The sequence below is a fragment of the Paenibacillus vandeheii genome (assembly GCF_030433635.1).
Taxonomy (GTDB): Bacteria; Bacillota; Bacilli; order Paenibacillales; family Paenibacillaceae; genus Paenibacillus; species Paenibacillus vandeheii.
Map to the genome: position 1 here is coordinate 95,787 of NZ_JAROCD010000007.1, position 17,903 is coordinate 113,689.

The 17,903-nt window shown below is 46.3% G+C and carries 14 protein-coding genes; 9 read left to right on the forward strand and 5 right to left on the reverse strand.

Features of this window, described 5'->3' with window-relative positions:
• The first annotated feature begins 3 nt into the window (after positions 1 to 3).
• From P5G61_RS15120 to P5G61_RS15155, 8 genes are all read left to right on the forward strand, one after another.
• Positions 4 to 717 carry a response regulator transcription factor gene (locus tag P5G61_RS15120; RefSeq protein WP_301247306.1) on the forward strand — a complete coding sequence of 238 codons (714 nt, stop codon included), beginning with the start codon at positions 4 to 6 and terminating at the stop codon, positions 715 to 717.
• The gene (locus P5G61_RS15125) at positions 717 to 2,099 is read left to right on the forward strand and encodes a sensor histidine kinase (RefSeq protein ID WP_301247307.1); all 1,383 of its coding nucleotides are present in this window, start codon (positions 717 to 719) and stop codon (positions 2,097 to 2,099) included. The genes P5G61_RS15120 and P5G61_RS15125 overlap by 1 nt, the downstream gene beginning before the upstream one ends.
• Positions 2,100 to 2,373: 274 nt before the next feature.
• Positions 2,374 to 2,556: a type A2 lanthipeptide gene (locus tag P5G61_RS15130; RefSeq protein WP_301247308.1), complete on the forward strand. Its 183-nt coding sequence runs from the start codon at positions 2,374 to 2,376 to the stop codon at positions 2,554 to 2,556.
• A 105-nt stretch (positions 2,557 to 2,661) separates the two neighbouring features.
• Positions 2,662 to 6,111, forward strand: a complete 3,450-nt coding sequence (locus P5G61_RS15135) for a type 2 lanthipeptide synthetase LanM family protein (protein WP_301247309.1) — start codon at positions 2,662 to 2,664, stop codon at positions 6,109 to 6,111.
• Entirely contained in the window at positions 6,104 to 8,320 is a 2,217-nt protein-coding gene (locus tag P5G61_RS15140; protein WP_301247310.1) for a peptidase domain-containing ABC transporter, read from the forward strand. Before P5G61_RS15135 ends, P5G61_RS15140 begins: the two co-directional genes overlap by 8 nt.
• 444 nt (positions 8,321 to 8,764) lie before the next feature.
• Positions 8,765 to 9,046 carry a hypothetical protein gene (locus P5G61_RS15145; RefSeq protein WP_301247311.1) on the forward strand — a complete coding sequence of 94 codons (282 nt, stop codon included), beginning with the start codon at positions 8,765 to 8,767 and terminating at the stop codon, positions 9,044 to 9,046.
• An 83-nt stretch (positions 9,047 to 9,129) separates the two neighbouring features.
• Complete coding sequence (locus P5G61_RS15150) at positions 9,130 to 10,380, forward strand: Tle-like phospholipase domain-containing protein (protein WP_435874197.1); 1,251 nt, start codon at positions 9,130 to 9,132, stop codon at positions 10,378 to 10,380.
• 56 nt (positions 10,381 to 10,436) lie between these two features.
• Complete coding sequence (locus P5G61_RS15155; RefSeq protein WP_301247313.1) at positions 10,437 to 10,709, forward strand: hypothetical protein; 273 nt, start codon at positions 10,437 to 10,439, stop codon at positions 10,707 to 10,709.
• Positions 10,710 to 10,910: 201 nt separating this feature from the next.
• Here P5G61_RS15155 and P5G61_RS15160 read toward each other — a convergent pair whose 3' ends face one another.
• The 4 genes from P5G61_RS15160 to P5G61_RS15175 form a co-directional block, all read right to left on the reverse strand.
• Entirely contained in the window at positions 10,911 to 11,681 is a 771-nt protein-coding gene (locus P5G61_RS15160; protein ID WP_301247314.1) for a YcnI family copper-binding membrane protein, read from the reverse strand.
• Between the two features lie 276 nt (positions 11,682 to 11,957).
• On the reverse strand, positions 11,958 to 13,652 hold the full coding sequence (locus P5G61_RS15165; protein ID WP_301247315.1) for a copper resistance CopC/CopD family protein: 1,695 nt from the start codon (positions 13,650 to 13,652) through the stop codon (positions 11,958 to 11,960).
• Between the two features lie 219 nt (positions 13,653 to 13,871).
• Positions 13,872 to 14,528 (reverse strand): response regulator, encoded by a 657-nt coding sequence (locus tag P5G61_RS15170; RefSeq protein ID WP_301247316.1) that lies wholly within the window; start codon positions 14,526 to 14,528, stop codon positions 13,872 to 13,874.
• Between the two features lies 1 nt (position 14,529).
• Positions 14,530 to 15,360, reverse strand: coding sequence for a sensor histidine kinase (locus tag P5G61_RS15175; protein WP_301247317.1), 831 nt, complete (start codon positions 15,358 to 15,360; stop codon positions 14,530 to 14,532).
• Positions 15,361 to 15,664: 304 nt separating this feature from the next.
• On the opposite strand from P5G61_RS15175, the gene P5G61_RS15180 reads away from it, so the two are divergent.
• Complete coding sequence (locus P5G61_RS15180) at positions 15,665 to 15,832, forward strand: hypothetical protein (protein ID WP_162842449.1); 168 nt, start codon at positions 15,665 to 15,667, stop codon at positions 15,830 to 15,832.
• 129 nt (positions 15,833 to 15,961) lie between these two features.
• Here P5G61_RS15180 and P5G61_RS15185 read toward each other — a convergent pair whose 3' ends face one another.
• A complete protein-coding gene (locus P5G61_RS15185) occupies positions 15,962 to 17,794 on the reverse strand; it encodes a bifunctional diguanylate cyclase/phosphohydrolase (protein ID WP_301247318.1) in 1,833 nt (610 codons plus the stop codon).
• Between the last annotated feature and the right edge of the window lie 109 nt (positions 17,795 to 17,903).

Here is a 17,903-nt window from a genome sequence, read left to right on the forward strand (position 1 = left end):
TAAATGGAATTATTAAAAAATAAGAAAATATTGATCGTTGATGATGAGCCCGAAATAAGAGAAATGATTGAGCGTTTTTTACGTAAAGAAGGTTTTTTTCGGGTATATACGGCCGATAACTTCGTGAATGCGTTGGCAGTATGCAGGCTTGAAAAGCCGGATGCAGCCATCTTGGACGTGATGCTTCCAGATGGGGATGGTTTCTCTCTGCTCTCTTCGATCCGGTCATTCTCGGACATGCCTGTCCTGTTCCTATCTGCACGTGGTGAAGATGAGGATCGCCTGCTCGGTCTGGGCCTGGGAGCAGATGATTATATGGTCAAACCCTTTCTTCCGAGAGAGTTAATCCTCCGATTGATGGCAATTCTGAAACGGGTATATGCCTCTAATACCGTTGAGAGATTGCCTGTATTCCGTTTGGGTGGACAAACCATTGATTTGGAAAGCGCTGTTGTACAGGGGACCGATAGGGAGCTTCCACTGACAGCCAAGGAGCACGCCATACTGATCAAGTTGTATGAGAATCAGGGCCGGATTGTAACCAGTGATGCACTGTGTCAAGCCGTATGGGGAGACGAAAGTTATGGTTATGAAAATACACTGATGGTGCACGTTCGGCGGATACGGGAGAAGATCGAGGAAGACCCATCCAAACCGGTATTTTTGCTAACCGTTCGGGGGCTTGGCTATAAACTAATGGTTCAGGAGTTCCGGTAATGGATGGAGTTGTTCGGATCCTAAGAAGGTTCGTAGGATCAACCATTCTTGTATCCGTAGTGTTGTTGCTGTTCAATCTGATTCTGCTAGGATCATTAATTTTCAAGGAAATTCACGAGGGTCCTTCTCCTGGCGCGGTTGTGAAGCAGGTCGCCAGTGGATTGAGTAGGGGTGAGCAGGGGAATTATGCGTTAAATAGCGATGAGATGAAACTGCTGGACAAATATCAGGCATGGGCGATGTTATTGAATCCGGAGGGCAAGGTACAGTGGAGCGAATGGCTCCCTGCCGAAATACCACGTTCCTATAATGTGACGGATGTTGCTAAGTTCTCCCGGTATTATCTTATGGAATACCCGGTGTATGTGTGGGAACGTGAAGACGGACTATTGGTGGTAGGCTACCCCAAAAACACATACGGAAAATACCAATTCGACTTTCTGGCAGAGTGGCTCAAGTCTTTGCCAGTTCGGATTGTACTGTTATTAGTATGTAATATAGCTCTTGCTCTCCTTGTATCCGTATTAATTGGAACACGTGTGATACGTAGTATTCGGCCTTTGATCCATGGCATTCATGCTCTTGCAAAGGAAGAACCTGTTCATGTCGAGACCAAGGGCATATTTAATGATCTGTCTCAAAGTATCAATTCAACATCCCGCATGCTTCAGGACAAGGATGACGCTCTTAAAGCGAGGGATGAAGCTCGATCCAACTGGATCGCTGGCATTTCTCATGATATACGGACGCCATTGTCAATGATTCTGGGATACGCGAGTGAGTTGGAGGAACAATCGGATTTGACAGCCGAGCAGAAACAGCAGGCATCCATTATTCGTCGTCAAGGTGAACGTTTGCGGTCACTGGTCAGTGATCTCAATTTGGTTTCTATGCTGGAGTATGAGATGCAACCCCTACAGTTGAAGTCGATTCGACTCTCCGTTCTGGCCAGACAGGTTGTGTCGGATTTTTTGAATAATGGCCTGGATGAACGTTATCCAATCTCGCTTCATGTGCAGGATGAGAATCTGTATGTGGTGGGAGATGAGCGATTACTGTATCGTGCAGTAACGAATCTGGTACAAAACAGTATTAGGCATAACCCGGATGGGTGTGCAATTGAGCTGGAAACGATGCGTGCAGCGGAGGACTTATTTTGTGAATTTGTGGTATCCGATGATGGAAGTGGGATTCCCGAAGAATACTTGGACGATGTGGTCGTTCTCCCCTATACCTCAGGGCGCATACGTCCTTCTCGCCAGGGGCATGGTTTGGGACTTCCTATGGTAGCAAGGATAGCGCAGGCCCACCGGGGCAGGCTTGTTCTGGAGAGTGGAAGCGGAGAAGGGCTTAGAGCAGTATTGAAATTACCTGCCACGTAGAAAGTACCTGTCTTGGGACAGGTATTTAAAATGGTATGCGTTTAACAACGTAATAACACAATCTTGTCGTTATCGCAGTAAAATTCATTTTTTTTGTCAAAATGATGGAAAAAGCAAAAAAGAGATTTACAAAAAATAGCATATCATGATAGAGTAAGGACAAGAGATAATTACATAATTTTAAATTTATGTAATTAAATGTATACAAATTCAACTTTGGTGTTTAGCTTTTTTTAAGCTATACATATAAAAAAATTGAATGGAGGTTTTTTCAATGAAACAATTCAATCTCGAAGCACTGGGAGCAATCGAGGACATCAGTGATGACGAACTTATGGTCATTACAGGGGCGGTATCGGCAATTGAAGCCCAAGCAAGCGGCGGTGTATTCTGTACGGTAAGTCATGAATGTCATTATAATTCGGTTTCACCTTCTTCCTGGCTGACTTGTTGTTAAATTTTACTCTCATTTTCAAGCACATAGCTGATTTCAGTTATGTGCTTGAATTTTTTATGTGAGGTTTTGAGCACCTAACATCAATATAAAAGGGGAGATAAAGAAATGAGCATGCAAGAGCAGTTAAATAACTGCCGCTGGAGTGATGCATTATACCTAACGGAGAAATATAAACAGTTTGTGCAGCGAAATGCTGTCCCAGTTCCGGAAGATATCTTATCTAGCGGGGAGGATGTTGCTGATATATATGAAGAAGGAAATATAATCACTAACAATCAGAGTTTGGACATGCCTGTAGCGCAAAATTCTGATTTTGGAAGGATGCAGCAGTGGCTCGACAAGTTTTTTCATGATAAGGAGCATTTGTCAGATCGCTTCAGGGCCGAATCCATGAATGTTGATACGGTACAGGATTTGTTTAATGACATGGGCTTCATGTACAACTTTGCACAGACGCCTTGGCATCAGGAACTCCGAAAAACATTCCTTGAAAACGAACATCTGGAAATTGAATATTTTATTGAGGGAGATACGGAAGAAATTCCGTTTTTTGAGTTTTCCAGACCCTTTCTGCAACGATCGATTCAGATTATGACTGAAGGTTTGACTGATGGATATGACTGGCTGGACAAACGGCGTATTACGGGGCTTGTTCTGAAGACCGTTTCGGATAAAGTATTCCACATGTCTGCCAAAACACTGATCTATGAATTAAATAAAGCAAGATTGCAAGCGGAATTGAGAGGTGAGGACTCCCGGCAACGGTATCAGCACTTTGTCAGCCAGAAAATAAAATCCAGAGAACAGATTCTGGCCTTGTTGTTGGAATATCCTGTTCTTGCCCGGGGTATTGTTGAGCATACTCTGCGTATCAGTCTGAATATGATGCTTGTTTTGGAGCGCTTAACAAGAGATCGGCATGAACTAGAATCCTTTTTTGAATTCAAGCTGGATAATCTGGAGGATATCGTATTTCTCGGGGATTCCCATAATGGGGGAGCCAGTGTACTACGGCTGAAGTTTTCAGAAGGGGTCAATGTCATGTACAAGCCAAGGGACATGGCCATTGATACCGCTTTTGCCGGACTGCTGCAATGGTTTAACGATCAGAAGATCGGATTGCCTTTCCGCATTGCCAAATCGCTGGATCGTTCCGAATATGGCTGGCAGCAGTTCATTCAGTATGAGGAAGTCACAAGTTTGGAGGGAGTCGAACGTTTTTTTGAGCGGCAGGGGCAGTATCTGGCTATTCTGTACGCCGTTAACGCAACAGACATGCACATGGAGAACATCGTTGCCCAGGGAGAGCATCCATTCTTCGTTGATCTGGAATCGCTGTTGCACAATCAACCCTTCAAGTACACGGAAGAGAAGGATCATTATACAGCGCTGGAGAAGACCCTTGCCATATTAAATGACTCCGTGTTAAAAACAAGTATGCTGCCCACGTTGGACTCCAACGCTTTGTATCACAGTGATCTGAGCGGGCTCGCAGGAGATGTGGATCAGATACTCAATACGTATGAGATTCACGATAAAAACACAGATACCATGAGAATAAAAAGAAGCAAGGTAAGTGTGAGCCGGTTTAACCACCTGCCTTCATATGAACATACACCAATTAAACCTGAGCAGTATATCCAAAGTTTAAAGGATGGTTTCTATCGCATATACAGTGCCCTCATAGAGAAAAAAGATTTATTTATCTCAACAGTTCGCAAGCATTTCCATGGATGTGCTGTACGGACAATTGCTCGCCCGACCATAACGTATTTTACGCTCATTGAAGCCAGCTCCCATCCGAAATATCTCAGAAACGGGCTGGATAAAAGTCTGTTGTTTGACATGATGTGGATCATTGTGCGGCAGGATCGTAATCGTGAAAAACTGGTGAAATATGAATGCCATGATTTGTTGCACGGAGATGTGCCTATGTTCCAGACCTTGATCGGTGAGGAAATTCTGTTTCACCACCACGACAACCAAGCGATTGATGGCGTATTCTCCTCTGATATTTTAACGCAGACCGCGGATAAAGTACGGGCAATGAATCAGGAAGACATGGATATGCAGTGGGAATTTACTGAGAGGACACTCCAGACCAAGTATGTGCTGGAACGCTCATTCGCCATGGAGAAGAGTACAGCAAGCGTGCGGCCGGAAAAATTGAGTGAACATCGAATATCCATGACTAAAGAAGAATATCTGCAAGAAGCCGTAAGGATCGGGGAGTACATAAAAGATATTGCTATTATGGGAGATGACGGCCGCTCCGTGTCATGGATCAGTATGGGTATGGATGCAGATGAGAAGTTAATCTACAAATCTTCCGAGTTGGGGTTATACAACGGGGTAACAGGTATTGCCTATTTCTATCTTTATTTGAGTAAGGAGACGGGTAAACATAAATATGTGCAGATGGTTGATCTGTGTATTCAGACAGCCTGGGAAATGATTCGCAAAAAAATAGACAGGAACATCTCATTATTCACTGGGTACGGGTCACTTCTCTATCTGCTGGTGCATAAATCCAAAGTGTGTTCAGAACCGGGTATTGGTCCTGATATGCTGGAATTGCTCGATATACTGGATGAGATGATCGATAATGATCAGCAATTGGATGTGATCTCAGGTTGTGCGGGCACATTGATGGCATGTGTGGACATGTATACAATCTTTCAGTCGCAAAAAGCGTTGGACATGGCCGTTCGATGCGGAGACCGCTTGCTGAATCTTGCACAACCGATGAATCAGGGCATTGCTTGGATGACGTCAGCGATTAATAAAACACCGCTTAGCGGCATTGCGCATGGGAACGCAGGCATCTGTCTGAGTCTCGCTCGTCTGTACAGTGCTACAGGTAACAAAGCCTATCTTGAAACCTGTATGGAAGGACTGAAGTATGAGGAATCCCTCTACAGCCCGGAAGTAAACAATTGGAAAGATCTGCGGTTCACCGATGGCAACATGCCGGAAGAACATTATGTCATGTACTGGTGTAATGGTGCACCCGGTCTGGGAATCGCCCGCATAGGGATAGCGCAGAAATTGAACTCATTGGGAGCTATGGATCTGTTAGAAACAGACATCCGCAGAGCGATAGCTAAAACGATGGAAGACGGTTTTACAGAAGTTAGCTATTCGCTCTGTCATGGAGATATGGGCAATTTGGAGCTGATGCTGCTTGCAGCCGATTATTTGCAGGATGAAGCATTGGAGGAATACTCATATCAGATGGCAGACTATATTGTGGCACAGGTGAGAAGTGATAACCATCATTGGAGATGCGGGATTCCTGGTCGTCAGCAAATTCCAGGACTGATGCTCGGACTTGCCGGCATTGGATATCAATTGCTGCGACTGTATAACCGTAAACTACCTTCAGTCCTAATGATGGAGGGGCCTGAACGCAAGGAAATGAGAGATATAGTACAGACATACGTTATGGAAACGGCATCCGCCCAGCAGCAACTGAACACTGTGGAAAAGCCATCCGCCCAGCAGCAACTGAACACTGTGGAAAAGCCATCTCATTTGGGGCGTAACTATGCCTGAACGGCCTGTATTCCGTCGCGGGAAGAGACAACGCAAAGTCCCTGTCAAACTACAAATGAATCAATATGATTGTGGTCCCAGCTGCTTGCATATGTTACTTGCGTATCACGGCTACGAAGCGGATTTTAACGATTTGAAGGAACGTTTTGCAATGCTCGGTAACGGTCGGGATGGCAGTTCCATGCTCAAAATGAAAGAGGTTGCCGAGACCTATCATTTGAAGGGGATAGCCAAAAAAGCTCCTGTAGAATCGCTTAACAATGATTTCTTGCCGGTCATTTGTTTCTGGGAGGACAGACATTTTGTCGTGGTTGAGCGGGTTAAGGCCGGTGGGCACTTCATCATTGTTGATCCTGCTTTGGGAAGGCTGGTAATCAGCAGACAGGAGTTTGCTGAGAAATATTCAGGTGTTTTCTTGCTCGTATATCCAGATGAAGGTTTTGTACCCTTGTCTGAGAAAAAGATTAGTAAATTGGCGTATTTCAAGGATTTGATTCGCAGTAACAAAAAGTATTTTGGTTGGACCGTTCTGCTCGCTCTGGGACTGCAACTGGTATCGGTGGCCTTTCCGTTCCTGATGCAAGTTTCAATCGATGCAGCTACAAGCGGTGAAGGATACTCGTTATTTCCTGTCCTGATAACCAGCATTGTGCTGTTAACCCTGTTCCAGATCGGTTTCAGTTATATGAAGGATATGTGCATCGTAAGGCTTCAGGAAGTACTGGATTCTCAGCTAACGACAAGTTTTGTCTCCCATATGCTCAGACTGCCTTATCAATATTTTGAGATTCGATCCCGTGGAGATCTGATGCTGCGGATTAATAGCAACACGACCATCCGGGAAATTTTGTCCCAGAAGATGATCTCTACGCTGATCAATCTATTTTTGATTGTTGTGACATTCACATATATTGTGATCCAGTCCCGTTTGATCGCTTTCACACTGCTTGGTGTAGGACTGGTACAAATTTTTGTTTTTGTATACACTCGCAGCAGATTCAAGAAGTTGACCCAAACCCAGATTGTTGCACAGAGCTTGGCTGGATCGTTCATGACAGAGGTATTGGAAGGAATATCAACCATCAAATCACTTGGGATTGAAGAGCGTACCGGGGAGAAATGGAGAGCGCTATTCAAGCGCCAGCTTACAACGGTCAAGGAAAAAGCGATTTTTCAAACGAGAGTGAACACTGTGACAAATACGCTGAACTTTATGACACCGATGCTCATTCTGCTGGTGGGATTATATCAGATCATGCAGGGAAATATGACCCTCGGTATGCTCGTATCTTTCCAGTCCCTGGCTGCGCTTTTTTTGGGACCGCTGAACTCGCTTGCCTTGATGCTGAACGAGTTCGTGATGGCGGATGCACTGCTGGATCGAATCTATGATGTCATTCAAGCCGAACAAAGTAATAAATTCAAGAAGAAATCAACAACGCCCCTTCAAGATGTGAAGCTGGATGGGGATATTTCGATCGATCAGGTCAGCTTCAGGTATACAGACTATGGTGAAGATGTACTGAAAAATATCAGTATTACGATTAAAGCTGGGCAAAGGGTCGCACTGGTTGGCAAATCAGGTTCAGGAAAGAGTACCTTGGCGAAATTGCTGGTAGGGCTGTATACGCCGACACAGGGGAGTATCTATTTTGATGGGTTAAATGTAGAAGAAATGGAACAACAGGATATTCGTAGTCAGATTAGTATTGTGCTTCAGGATAACTTTGTCTTTAACAACACGGTGTATGACAACATCAGGCTACATGCAGAGGAGTCGACAGCGGAGGATGTTATGATCGCAGCGAAGCTGGCAGATATTCATGCCGATATTGAGAAGATGCCGATGAAGTACAACACCCTGATCTCCGAGGCAGGTTCGAATTTGTCCGGAGGACAGAAGCAGCGGGTAGCTCTTGCACGAGCATTGGTGAGCCGACCTAAAATTCTTCTCTTGGATGAGGCAACGAGTGCGTTGGATACTGTTACAGAAGCGACCATTGCCCATAATCTGAACATGTTGAAATGTACCCAGATTATTATTGCCCACAGGCTGAGCACCATTCGAAGCGCGGATACCATATATGTAATTGATCAGGGCGAACTCGTTGATGCGGGAACGCATGACGAATTGATTGGACGGTGTGAACGGTATAATAGTCTCGTATGTGAGCAATTGGCTGAAACCGGGGTCAGACAGTATGGATAATAAGGCTCGCGATAATACTGTTGATGGGACAATCGGCTTTCTTTTCTGCACAGGCTGTGCTGAAGAGAAAGCCTTTTTGTTATATCTGGCAAAAAGAAAACGCTAAAGTGATACAAAATCCAGATAAATGGGTAATGTACACCGAAATGCTCTAATGGAATCATTTAGGAACAAAGTTACATAAAAACGATGCCAACAGCCGATGTGATCCTGTTGATTTTGTACTATGATGCAGATAACAGAAGAAAAGGGTGGATATACGCTGGCTCCTTATTGCATAGGCTACATCATGATGAAGCTTCTGCGAGAAATGTGACCAGAAGTTCGATATGGACATTCATGAATAGAAAAGAAAAGGTGATTGATATGAGGTTGAAGCGACAACTCGCATGTGTATTTTTGTTGACCATACTATCCACTTTCATTTTGGGAGGGTGTCAGAATATGAAGGAAAGTGAAAAACAGGCTTATTTTAAAGAAGCGGAAGCTGAGGCCGTCACCTATCTGAAAAATAAATATGAACTGGACGTAGTCATCACGAATAAAGAGTTGTTACCTGAGATGGCGCTTGATTCGATTGCTATGGAAGGACATGTGGTTGAACATGAAGAGCAAGAATTTACGATCTCGTATGACTATGAGGACAAAAAAATCAAAAACTTTGGTATGAGTCCAGCAATAAAGGAAGCCATCATCGCTAAGGGCTATGACCCGTTTAACAAATAAAATCATAATTCAGGATGGATTTTCTTGGAGGTGCAGCGGTTGTGAGTAAATCACCGAAGATTGATGATGAAACATACAACAAGATGTCTGAATTAGCTTACGAGAATTTGAAATCAGGTATTGAGTTCGAGAATCTTCCCGGATGGCAAGTTCTGGAGGATACTCACGGAAACAAAAAATCCGGTTTTGATGCGGTGACCTTCTACAATCCGGAGACCAAGCAGGCGGTTATCGCTTATCGGGGAACCGAGGGAAGTGCATCATTGGATCGCAGCGCCCCTGATTATTATGCGGATGCTCAAATTGGTCTGCCTGAGCTTGGCCGAAAAATCGAACAAAGTACTGACCTGACGCCAGATTGGTTGGCTCATGGAATCCAGAAGGTAAGAGATGTGACCGGGATTACTACAGTCGAGAATGCTGTGGGGGAACTGGATAAAAAGCTGGATAAGGCCATCGGACTGGGCCCCAACCAAATGTATGAAGCGGAAGACTATGCCAGAGATATGCAGAAAAAATACAAGGACTTGGATTTTTCGCTGACAGGACATTCGCTTGGCGGAGGGAATGCCCAGTATGCAGCTGCTTACACAGGACTTTCCGCGGTGACGTTCAGCGCGCCATCCGTGATATCCAGTCTCACGCCTGAGGCGAAACGAAAGGCTGAAGAGGGTGGTTTTGATAGTCAAATCATCAACTATGGGCATCCCGGAGATTTTGTAACCAGCGGATTTTTTGGTGGATACGATCGTCATGTGGGCTCCATGTATTACATCAATTCCAACTACAAGGATATGAATGATGACATGGGCATGTGGGATAAAATCAGTAACACCTTTGGTGGCGAAGAGTATCACGGTCTGAAACAGTACAAGTTCGAGAACGGCTATATTTCCAATGATCTATATGATCCGGTTACAGGCGAGCAAATCAGTTATTCACCACGTCAGCCGTCCAATGTACTGTCTGATCTGGCGGCATTCATGCGGAATCTGGGTGGGCAAGCAGGCAGCCTTGCAAGAAGCATGGGCGCAGCAGCAGGGGGATCTGGCCTGATTCAGGTAACGCCAGAAGAACTCAAAAGTGTTGCAGGCCGATGGAAGCAGAATGCACAGCAGTGCAATGCAGAGTTGAATAAGGTGCGAAGTCGGATGGCCCAATACCTGCATTCCAGCCGAAGCCGCAGGCTCGAACCTATCGTCACCCAGCTGGATGCATCTATTAACGAGTTGAGCACATGGCATATGAAGCATACGAGCCAGTTCTTGAACTTTATCGAAGAGAAGGCCGAAGCATTCCGTCAGGCGGATGAGAGTCAGGTCAGTTTTAAATAAAGTTTTGCGCAAAGGGTATGGCGAGTAGAAATTACATAAGGGAGGGAGGAACGCGAGTGAGCGGTCAATTGCTGGTTGAGTTGAATGATCTTCGGATTGCTGAAAAGGAATTAACCCAGCTGCTTGCCCGTCTCCAGGCTGATGAGCAGGAGGCAAGAAGCATATACAACCGTCTTGACGACTGGAAGGGCCAATCGGCTGATTATACAAGGCAGCAGATTGAAGCGTTCTTCGCAGGTCTGTCTGGACGGATACAGTCCATTGAACAACAGAAGAAGAACTTGCTGCAATATATTGAAATCATGATCCAGACGGATCAGGAACGGTAAGGAAAAGAGTCATAAGGATAACCGTAAGTGCGTAATGAAGCAATTCTAGCCAGTGGTGGTAAGTATGAGTTTGGAATTGAAGTCTGCGCGAGCATACAGATAACAAAAAGGAGCCTTGGCACATCGGGATAGACCCGTATGCCAAAGGCTCCTTTCTTTTCAATTTACATAGTAGACTGCAGGTTAACTCTAAATTAACTCTTAACGTTTTTTGCGACGGGTTGCCAGAGCGATACCCAGGAAGGACATGATCAACGCCAGAATCGATACGATCAGTGTTGCCTGTTGCAGCTTCAATGTGCCTGGGTCTGAATCCGTGTTGTTTGGCTCACCCGTAACAGTGTCGGTCAACGCGTCACCCAGAGTGGTATCGTCGTTTGCTTTTGTATCGTCACCTGTTGCTGCTTTATCATCATGACCCGCATTACCAGCAGTGCCTGCACTATCATGACCTCCGCCTGCAGCAGCATTACCTGTAGCCGCAGGATCCTGGCTGATAGCTGTAATGCTATGCGGGTTGCTGTCGCTTGGTTCACCTGTCCACTCCACGATGCTGCCATCGCTATAATACTGGAATGCATCCCAGGCTACTTCTGTTTCGGTATCCGGATTCTGTGCTACGAAGTTGAATTGCTGGAATTGACCAGCCAGAATGCCTTCGTTATCTCCGTCCACTTCCCAAGTGATCGACGTTACTTCATTGGAATCATTTTTTTCGGTAGAGATTTTCCAGCCTGCCAGTGGTTGGTATTGCTTGAATGCAACGCCTTGCGGTACTTTCAGCGTAACTTTGGTGGTAGGCAGCTCTTTTTCGGATGGAATCTTGATGCTATACGTCTGCCATGCACCTGTCTGTGCCACGGTTGGGTTAACGGTAACGTGTGCACTGGCGAATCCGGCGAACAGCATCAGCGCAGCGGCTCCAGCAGTAAGGCTGGATGTTAGTTTGGAAGTCCATGATGTTTTTTTCAAAATAAATTACCCCTCTCAATTCTTATCATTTATGTTTCGGCCCATTTTCTAAAATAAGTGCCTGATGTGCTGCAAAGTCACCGTTCCGGTTACGAATCGTTCTTTCAATCGCTGTTATTCCCAGATTTTTTGGATTCACTTTATAAGTGAAAATCCGGGAATAAAGGCGAACGTTTCACTTTTCCAGAATCGATTTCGTCCCCTTCACTACAATTGCAGCTTGTTGAGACACTGATTTTAGATTGAGTCGCGTTTCTAATCTGAATCTGTTTATACCTACGGATTAGCGGTGTCGATCTCAAATTCGCTATCCAGCGAATCCAGGGTTCGGGTCAGCAGATGCACCTTGATGTTCCAGCGACCTGGCATGGAGATATATTCTTCTGCCTCATATACGCCAGTATCATTTTTTGGAATCGTAATCTCGTAAATGCCCATATCCATGTCCAGGTGGGTCAGTGACAGTGTGATCTGTTCGAGATCGTTGACTGTACTGCCGTCCGGTTTCTTCACGTCGATCTTGAACTGGTTCTCACCGGTACGATTGGGACTTACCTGAAGCGTAATCGTAGTTCCGTCATCCATAGTCTGCACTTCTTTATAAGGCCCTACAGCTGCCGGTTGTCCGGGAGACAGATGTGTCAGCACGGCAGCAAACGCAAGAACAACGGCTCCGGCAATCAGTTCGGCCTTCAGACTGCCGGCGAGTCGGTTGCCGCTGCCTGTACGTGCCATACTGGCATGACGCCAGGCCAATAGAAGCATCACAACAAGCAAGACAACTTTAGAGATAAGCACGAGACCATACGCTGTTGTGAACAAGGATGTAAATATAGGTGCAGGTAAAATGATCAGGCTGCTATATATTCCCGTAGCAACAAGAGCAGCAACAGCACCTATGCCCCAGGCTGTAAAGCGTCGGATGGCCGTCCAATAGACCTCTCCTCGCACAGCGGAAGGCAGTTTATCCGCGAGCGGAGGCAGACATACAGCCATGGCGGTTAATGCCCCGATCCAGAAAGCGGCTCCGATCAGATGAACGAAGTCCATTGCGATGGCGAGCGTGCGTTGTTCTGCCGCAGCCGGATGCCCGGTCATGGCATGGGTGAACAACCAGCCAAGCACGAGGACCAGTGATCCGTATGAGGACCAGATGCGGATACGCAGCGAGCGGTCCCGGTCATATCCGGAGAGGATGGTAACTGCCAGCAGCATAACGACGAGCATTTGCCCCATCCAAATCTGACCAAATGACGTCAGCTTAAGGGCACTGCCCATCAGTGCCCAGCTGAACTCCCCGATGGCAACGCCTGATTCATACAATGTGTTTAGGGGCAGGCTGATCAGAGCGGCAGCAGAAGCGGCGCCATAACTGATCCATAACAACCTGTAGCTTCTCGGCACCTCCAGAGGTTCTCTCGCCATGGAAGCCGGTGCAATCCGGAACAGCAGGAAAGCAAGTGTGCCCAGAATCACAGACAACGCAAGATATTGAATCCAGTCGGTCAGGGACAAAATCCATTTTATTGGTCCGCCAACCTGGCCTGAACCCGAGGTTAAATCGGCGAAACCAGCAGGAGCGCCGGATGGTTCACCAATATGAAACACATAGGCTCCCTGAATGGGGTGACCATCGGCAGATACGGCCTTCCAGTTTACGGCATAGGTCCCGTTTCCGAGTCCTGTCCGCAGACCGGTCTCCAGAATATGAGGACGATCCTCATCGACATGCACATTGCCGTCATCTGCCTGTGTTCCGTCCGGTGCGGTGATTTTAATATCAAAAAAGGCCGTTTGCAAAGACTCGTTGAACTCCAGAGTCAGGCGTTCAGGTGCAGTCGCCACCAGTTCATTTTCTCCTGGTGAGGCCTGCACGATATAAGCATGGGCAGATGCCCATTGTGGCATAACAAGGCAACATAATAACATCAAGGCGACCATCAGTGCCCAGTGCCGTTTGCCCCATTTCATGGTGAATCTACTCAAAATCAAAAAATCATCACCCTTAGGTCATAGAATTGTAAGTCATTCTTTGTCAACCGAGCACAATCTATACCATTATAACTTTGTCCAAATTAACACTGTATGACTACATTGGGCTATAAAAAAACGAAATGATCCATAGAATTGTGACAAAAACATGAATGCCCGCTAATGAAGTGCAGGTGAATATCTGGATGTGCCAAAAGCTTATTTCCGAAGCTTACGACCCGCCAGTCCGCTTTCCAATGCATAGCGGGTTAATTGTACCCGATTCTCGAGCTGTAATTTCTGTAAAATATTCTTCAGATGATTCTTCACCGTTTGGTCCGAAATGCCGAGCTGGTCGGCAATCTCACGATTGGTATATCCGGCAGATACCCATTGCAGGACCTCAAGCTCCCGCGTAGTCAGCGGATTATCAGGTACATCATTACTGCGAGGGGAAGGAAACTCCTGGAGAATTCGATAGGCGAGCTCTTTGCTCAGGGGTGCATCATCACTGACGATGGCACGAAGATATTCAAGCCAGGTGGAGGGAGCCAGATTTTTGAGCAAATATCCTTGAGCCCCCTGCTTCAGCGCTTCGAACAGGTACGTGACATCATCCGATACTGTAACCATGACGATAATAACGTACGGGAAGCGCAGTTTGATCTGCCGGGTGGCTTCAAGTCCATCCATATCCGGCATCTGCACATCCATCAGTATGAGATCGGGCATCCATTGCCCGGTAAGCTCCAGCGCTTCCGTTCCATTCGAAGCGGTCCCAATTACTTCAAACAGGCTGTCCTCAGATAAAATACTGCAAATCGCTTCACGCGCATGCGCATGATCATCAACGACCAACACCCGTACAAGTTCCATATTAAGCAAGCTCCTTTCCAATCGTTATTCGTGTGTATCCTGGCCTTGAATCGAGGGCGAAAGACCAGCCCATCTGTGCTGCACGTTCCTTCGTAATTCGCAGGCCGTACCGATCTTTCAGGTTCAATGGATCTCCGTTCACACCAACCCCATTATCCTGAATGAGGACCGACCAGACAAAAGGAGTTCCTTCGGCAATCACCCGAATATCTGTAGCCTGGGCATGTTTGCGTACATTAAGCAGTGCTTCCCGAATGCAGGCGAGCAGCTCCACCTGCTCTTTTGGGGAGAAGAAGGTGCTGTCCAGATCCCATTCCAGACGTGCCGAGGGCACCGTCTCTTCCACAAGCACCTCGACCTGTGACAGTAGGGAAGCTCCTTCCGGTACAGCAGCTTGTCCGGGGACGTAACGGAGTTGGGCAATGGCCTGCCGTACATAGGCGTTAACCTCGTGTACGGTTTTGCGGATGTCCTGGATTTCATTCTCGTGACCACTTCCAGCTAAACTGCGCTCGGCCTTGTCTGTTTTTACCGACAGGAGAAAAAGAGACTGCGAGATGCCGTCGTGAAGCTCCCGAGCCAGTTGATCCCGAGCTTCGAGTGCCGCTTTGGAGGCACGCTCCTGTTCCAGAGCAGCCCTGGCACTTTCCAGCATGTTGAATAAGCGACTTAGCAAGGTGACGCTTATGAGGTAAAGGATAAGGGGGGTAAGCCAGTTACCCGCATCCATGGAAAGGTAGGGCATCAGGAATTGATGACGGATGTATTCCCAGAGGCCAACCGTGAATGTGGGGACCAGCAGAATCATCCATTTAATTTGTTTGTATGACATGAATACAGAACTCCTTTGATATAAGGTCCACTTTTATATGTATCCGTTTCGAGGGTTGGCACCATTATAACGCATGCTTGCTTCAGACCCTAGTCTGGCTTTCTTTGAAGGAACCTCGGGTGGATAAGGGAGCATTTAGAAGGATATCTAAGAACCACATAGGGTGAAATTATGTCACGCAGGGTGAGCCTTGATGAGTACAGATGAGCGGGGCTGTATCCATTTTCCCTATTGGAGGAGGTCCTCTATACTTATATAGAACACAAATTCATTACAAAAGATGTTAAGGAGTGAACGCAACAACATGAATCAAGAGGTATTGGAACGTCGCAGCGAGTTGCTCAAGAAGAACATTCATCAAATGCTTCTTCAAGACAATCAGCACGGAATCAGTCGTCAGGATAACATGTTTTTGCAGCAGATGATTAAAGAGCTGCATCAGACTTCACACGAAATGAATACCACTCGATAACGCAGAATCTGCACAACAATAAAGTAGTCTCGTGCATGATTCATTCCATGATGAACATGAAAATGGCGCTATCCCCGATCAGACCGGGGGTAGCGCTTTTGGCTTTAATAAGGGGATATTCGGTGAGCGTTACAAAAGTTGCTGTTGCACGGTTCGTTTCTGAATATATCGGATGAACAGCTCGGCTAGCTCAGGATCGAACTGTGAACCGGAGCACATCTGCAGTTCCTTGATTGCTTCATCCACATTTTTCGTTTCCTGATATGGTCGCTCCGTTGTCATTGCATCGAAGGAATCAATTACTGTGAGCATCCGGCACAACCGTGGAATCTCAGAGCCTTTCAGGCCATAAGGGTAGCCTGCCCCGTCATACCGTTCATGATGCAATTCGATATAGGGAATGAGATCGGCAAAACGCTCGTTGGTCATAGCCATCTTTTTGCCCCAGGTGACATGGCCCTTGATCGTTTCCCATTCCTCAGCGGTAAGCTTTTCTTTCTTATTCAGGATGGACCACGGAATTTCGAGCTTTCCGATATCATGAATCAGTGCACCCAGCACGAAATTTCGCTTTTCCACATTATCGAGCTCCAGCAACTCACTTAAATCGAGGGCATATTTATATACGCGTTTGGAATGTTTGAATGTATCCATATCCTTATATCTGAACAAGTTGAGCTGCTGCTCAATATCGCGCACATCCTGGACCAGATCAATCTCATGCTCCATGCCGTCATTGCTGCCGTGGCGATGCACATTGTTTTTGCCTTGTTTCTTGGCATAATATAGCGCTTTATCCGCCTGATCCACGAGTTGTGACTTGTTGTACATATCAACCTCATAACGCGCAACACCTGCCGAAAAGGAGAGGCAACCGTGCGGAAACACTTCAACTCCTTCAAAAGGGGTGTCGTTCAGCTGCTTGCGCAACTTGTTCATGAACGCATAGGCCTCGTCCAGATCCATGCCTGGCATAAGCAGGGTGAACTCTTCGCCGCCATAACGAAAGGCGGTGACCTGAGTGCTCTCCGTCTTCCGGATGAGGAAATCTCCGAGCAGGGCCAGCAGACTGTCACCCTGGAGATGACCGAAGCGGTCGTTATACTTTTTGAAATCATCAATATCGATGAGTCCCAGCGAAAGCGGGGTTCCTTGGGAACGGGCGTTACCAAGCTCGCTCTCCAGCATACTTTCAAAATGACTGTGGTTGAACAAACCTGTGCGTTGATCCGTATTCGCCTTTTCCTCAATACTCTGATACATCACGAACAGCTGTTTGAACGCATGCGATAGCAGAATGCTAAGACTGAGGTAGAGCAGCAGGCCGAGAACACCGTTGTGCACAATGAGAATGGTCAGCACGAGCGCCAAAATCAATGTACATAAATAAACGAGCAGTGATTCGGTGACGAACACACGCTTCATCTGCTGTAATGCATCCTTTGTCGAGAAATGAAAGAACAGCCCTAGCGTGATCGTATTAATGATGAAGTAGGCTGCAAGTGCCGCAAAATAGGGCAGCAGGTTATATCCATCCAGTGCTCCCGGAATTCCTCCAGTCCAAGTGAATACGTAAGCGGCTCCAGCAATCATGAGGCTGTAGATGCTGAAATTAACGATATGCTTCCACCAGGCGAGTTTGCGATCCTTGATTAACAGTATGAGGGAAACGGGCAGCAGTACAGACAGACTGAATGCACCACCAAACATGAAGATACAGGCGAGGTACACGGAAGAGTCCATGGATTGCTGATTGCCTTTGGGCGGAATCTGAAACGTGAAGTAATCCAAAATCAGCGCCGCACCGAGCATCGTGTATACCATTACCCATTCGTCAGAGGATAGATGGAGATAAGACAACTTGTTCATATACAGAAAAATACCGATGCCCGTGCAGCTAAGCAACACAACATACATGGTGCTCCGATCTGCTTTATGGATAAGGTTACGAATAAAGTTCATAAAAATTCTCCTGCTTGGTTTAGTCTGCTCTTGATGTGAATATATCGGCTTGTACTATATTGATGTATAACATAACAAGTTACCTCCCAAAAATCCAGAAAGAAAAAAC

Excerpts from the sequence above, each read along its gene's own strand:
- P5G61_RS15120 (WP_301247306.1), top strand. The coding sequence starts at position 4 with ATGGAATTATTAAAAAATAAGAAAATATTGATCGTTGATGATGAGCCC.
- P5G61_RS15125 (WP_301247307.1), top strand. The coding sequence starts at position 717 with ATGGATGGAGTTGTTCGGATCCTAAGAAGGTTCGTAGGATCAACCATT.
- P5G61_RS15130 (WP_301247308.1), top strand. The coding sequence starts at position 2,374 with ATGAAACAATTCAATCTCGAAGCACTGGGAGCAATCGAGGACATCAGT.
- P5G61_RS15135 (WP_301247309.1), top strand. The coding sequence starts at position 2,662 with ATGAGCATGCAAGAGCAGTTAAATAACTGCCGCTGGAGTGATGCATTA.
- P5G61_RS15140 (WP_301247310.1), top strand. The coding sequence starts at position 6,104 with ATGCCTGAACGGCCTGTATTCCGTCGCGGGAAGAGACAACGCAAAGTC.
- P5G61_RS15145 (WP_301247311.1), top strand. The coding sequence starts at position 8,765 with ATGAAGGAAAGTGAAAAACAGGCTTATTTTAAAGAAGCGGAAGCTGAG.
- P5G61_RS15150 (WP_435874197.1), top strand. The coding sequence starts at position 9,130 with ATGTCTGAATTAGCTTACGAGAATTTGAAATCAGGTATTGAGTTCGAG.
- P5G61_RS15165 (WP_301247315.1), bottom strand. The coding sequence starts at position 13,652 with ATGAAATGGGGCAAACGGCACTGGGCACTGATGGTCGCCTTGATGTTA.
- P5G61_RS15170 (WP_301247316.1), bottom strand. The coding sequence starts at position 14,528 with ATGGAACTTGTACGGGTGTTGGTCGTTGATGATCATGCGCATGCGCGT.
- P5G61_RS15175 (WP_301247317.1), bottom strand. The coding sequence starts at position 15,360 with ATGTCATACAAACAAATTAAATGGATGATTCTGCTGGTCCCCACATTC.
- P5G61_RS15180 (WP_162842449.1), top strand. The coding sequence starts at position 15,665 with ATGAATCAAGAGGTATTGGAACGTCGCAGCGAGTTGCTCAAGAAGAAC.
- P5G61_RS15185 (WP_301247318.1), bottom strand. The coding sequence starts at position 17,794 with ATGAACTTTATTCGTAACCTTATCCATAAAGCAGATCGGAGCACCATG.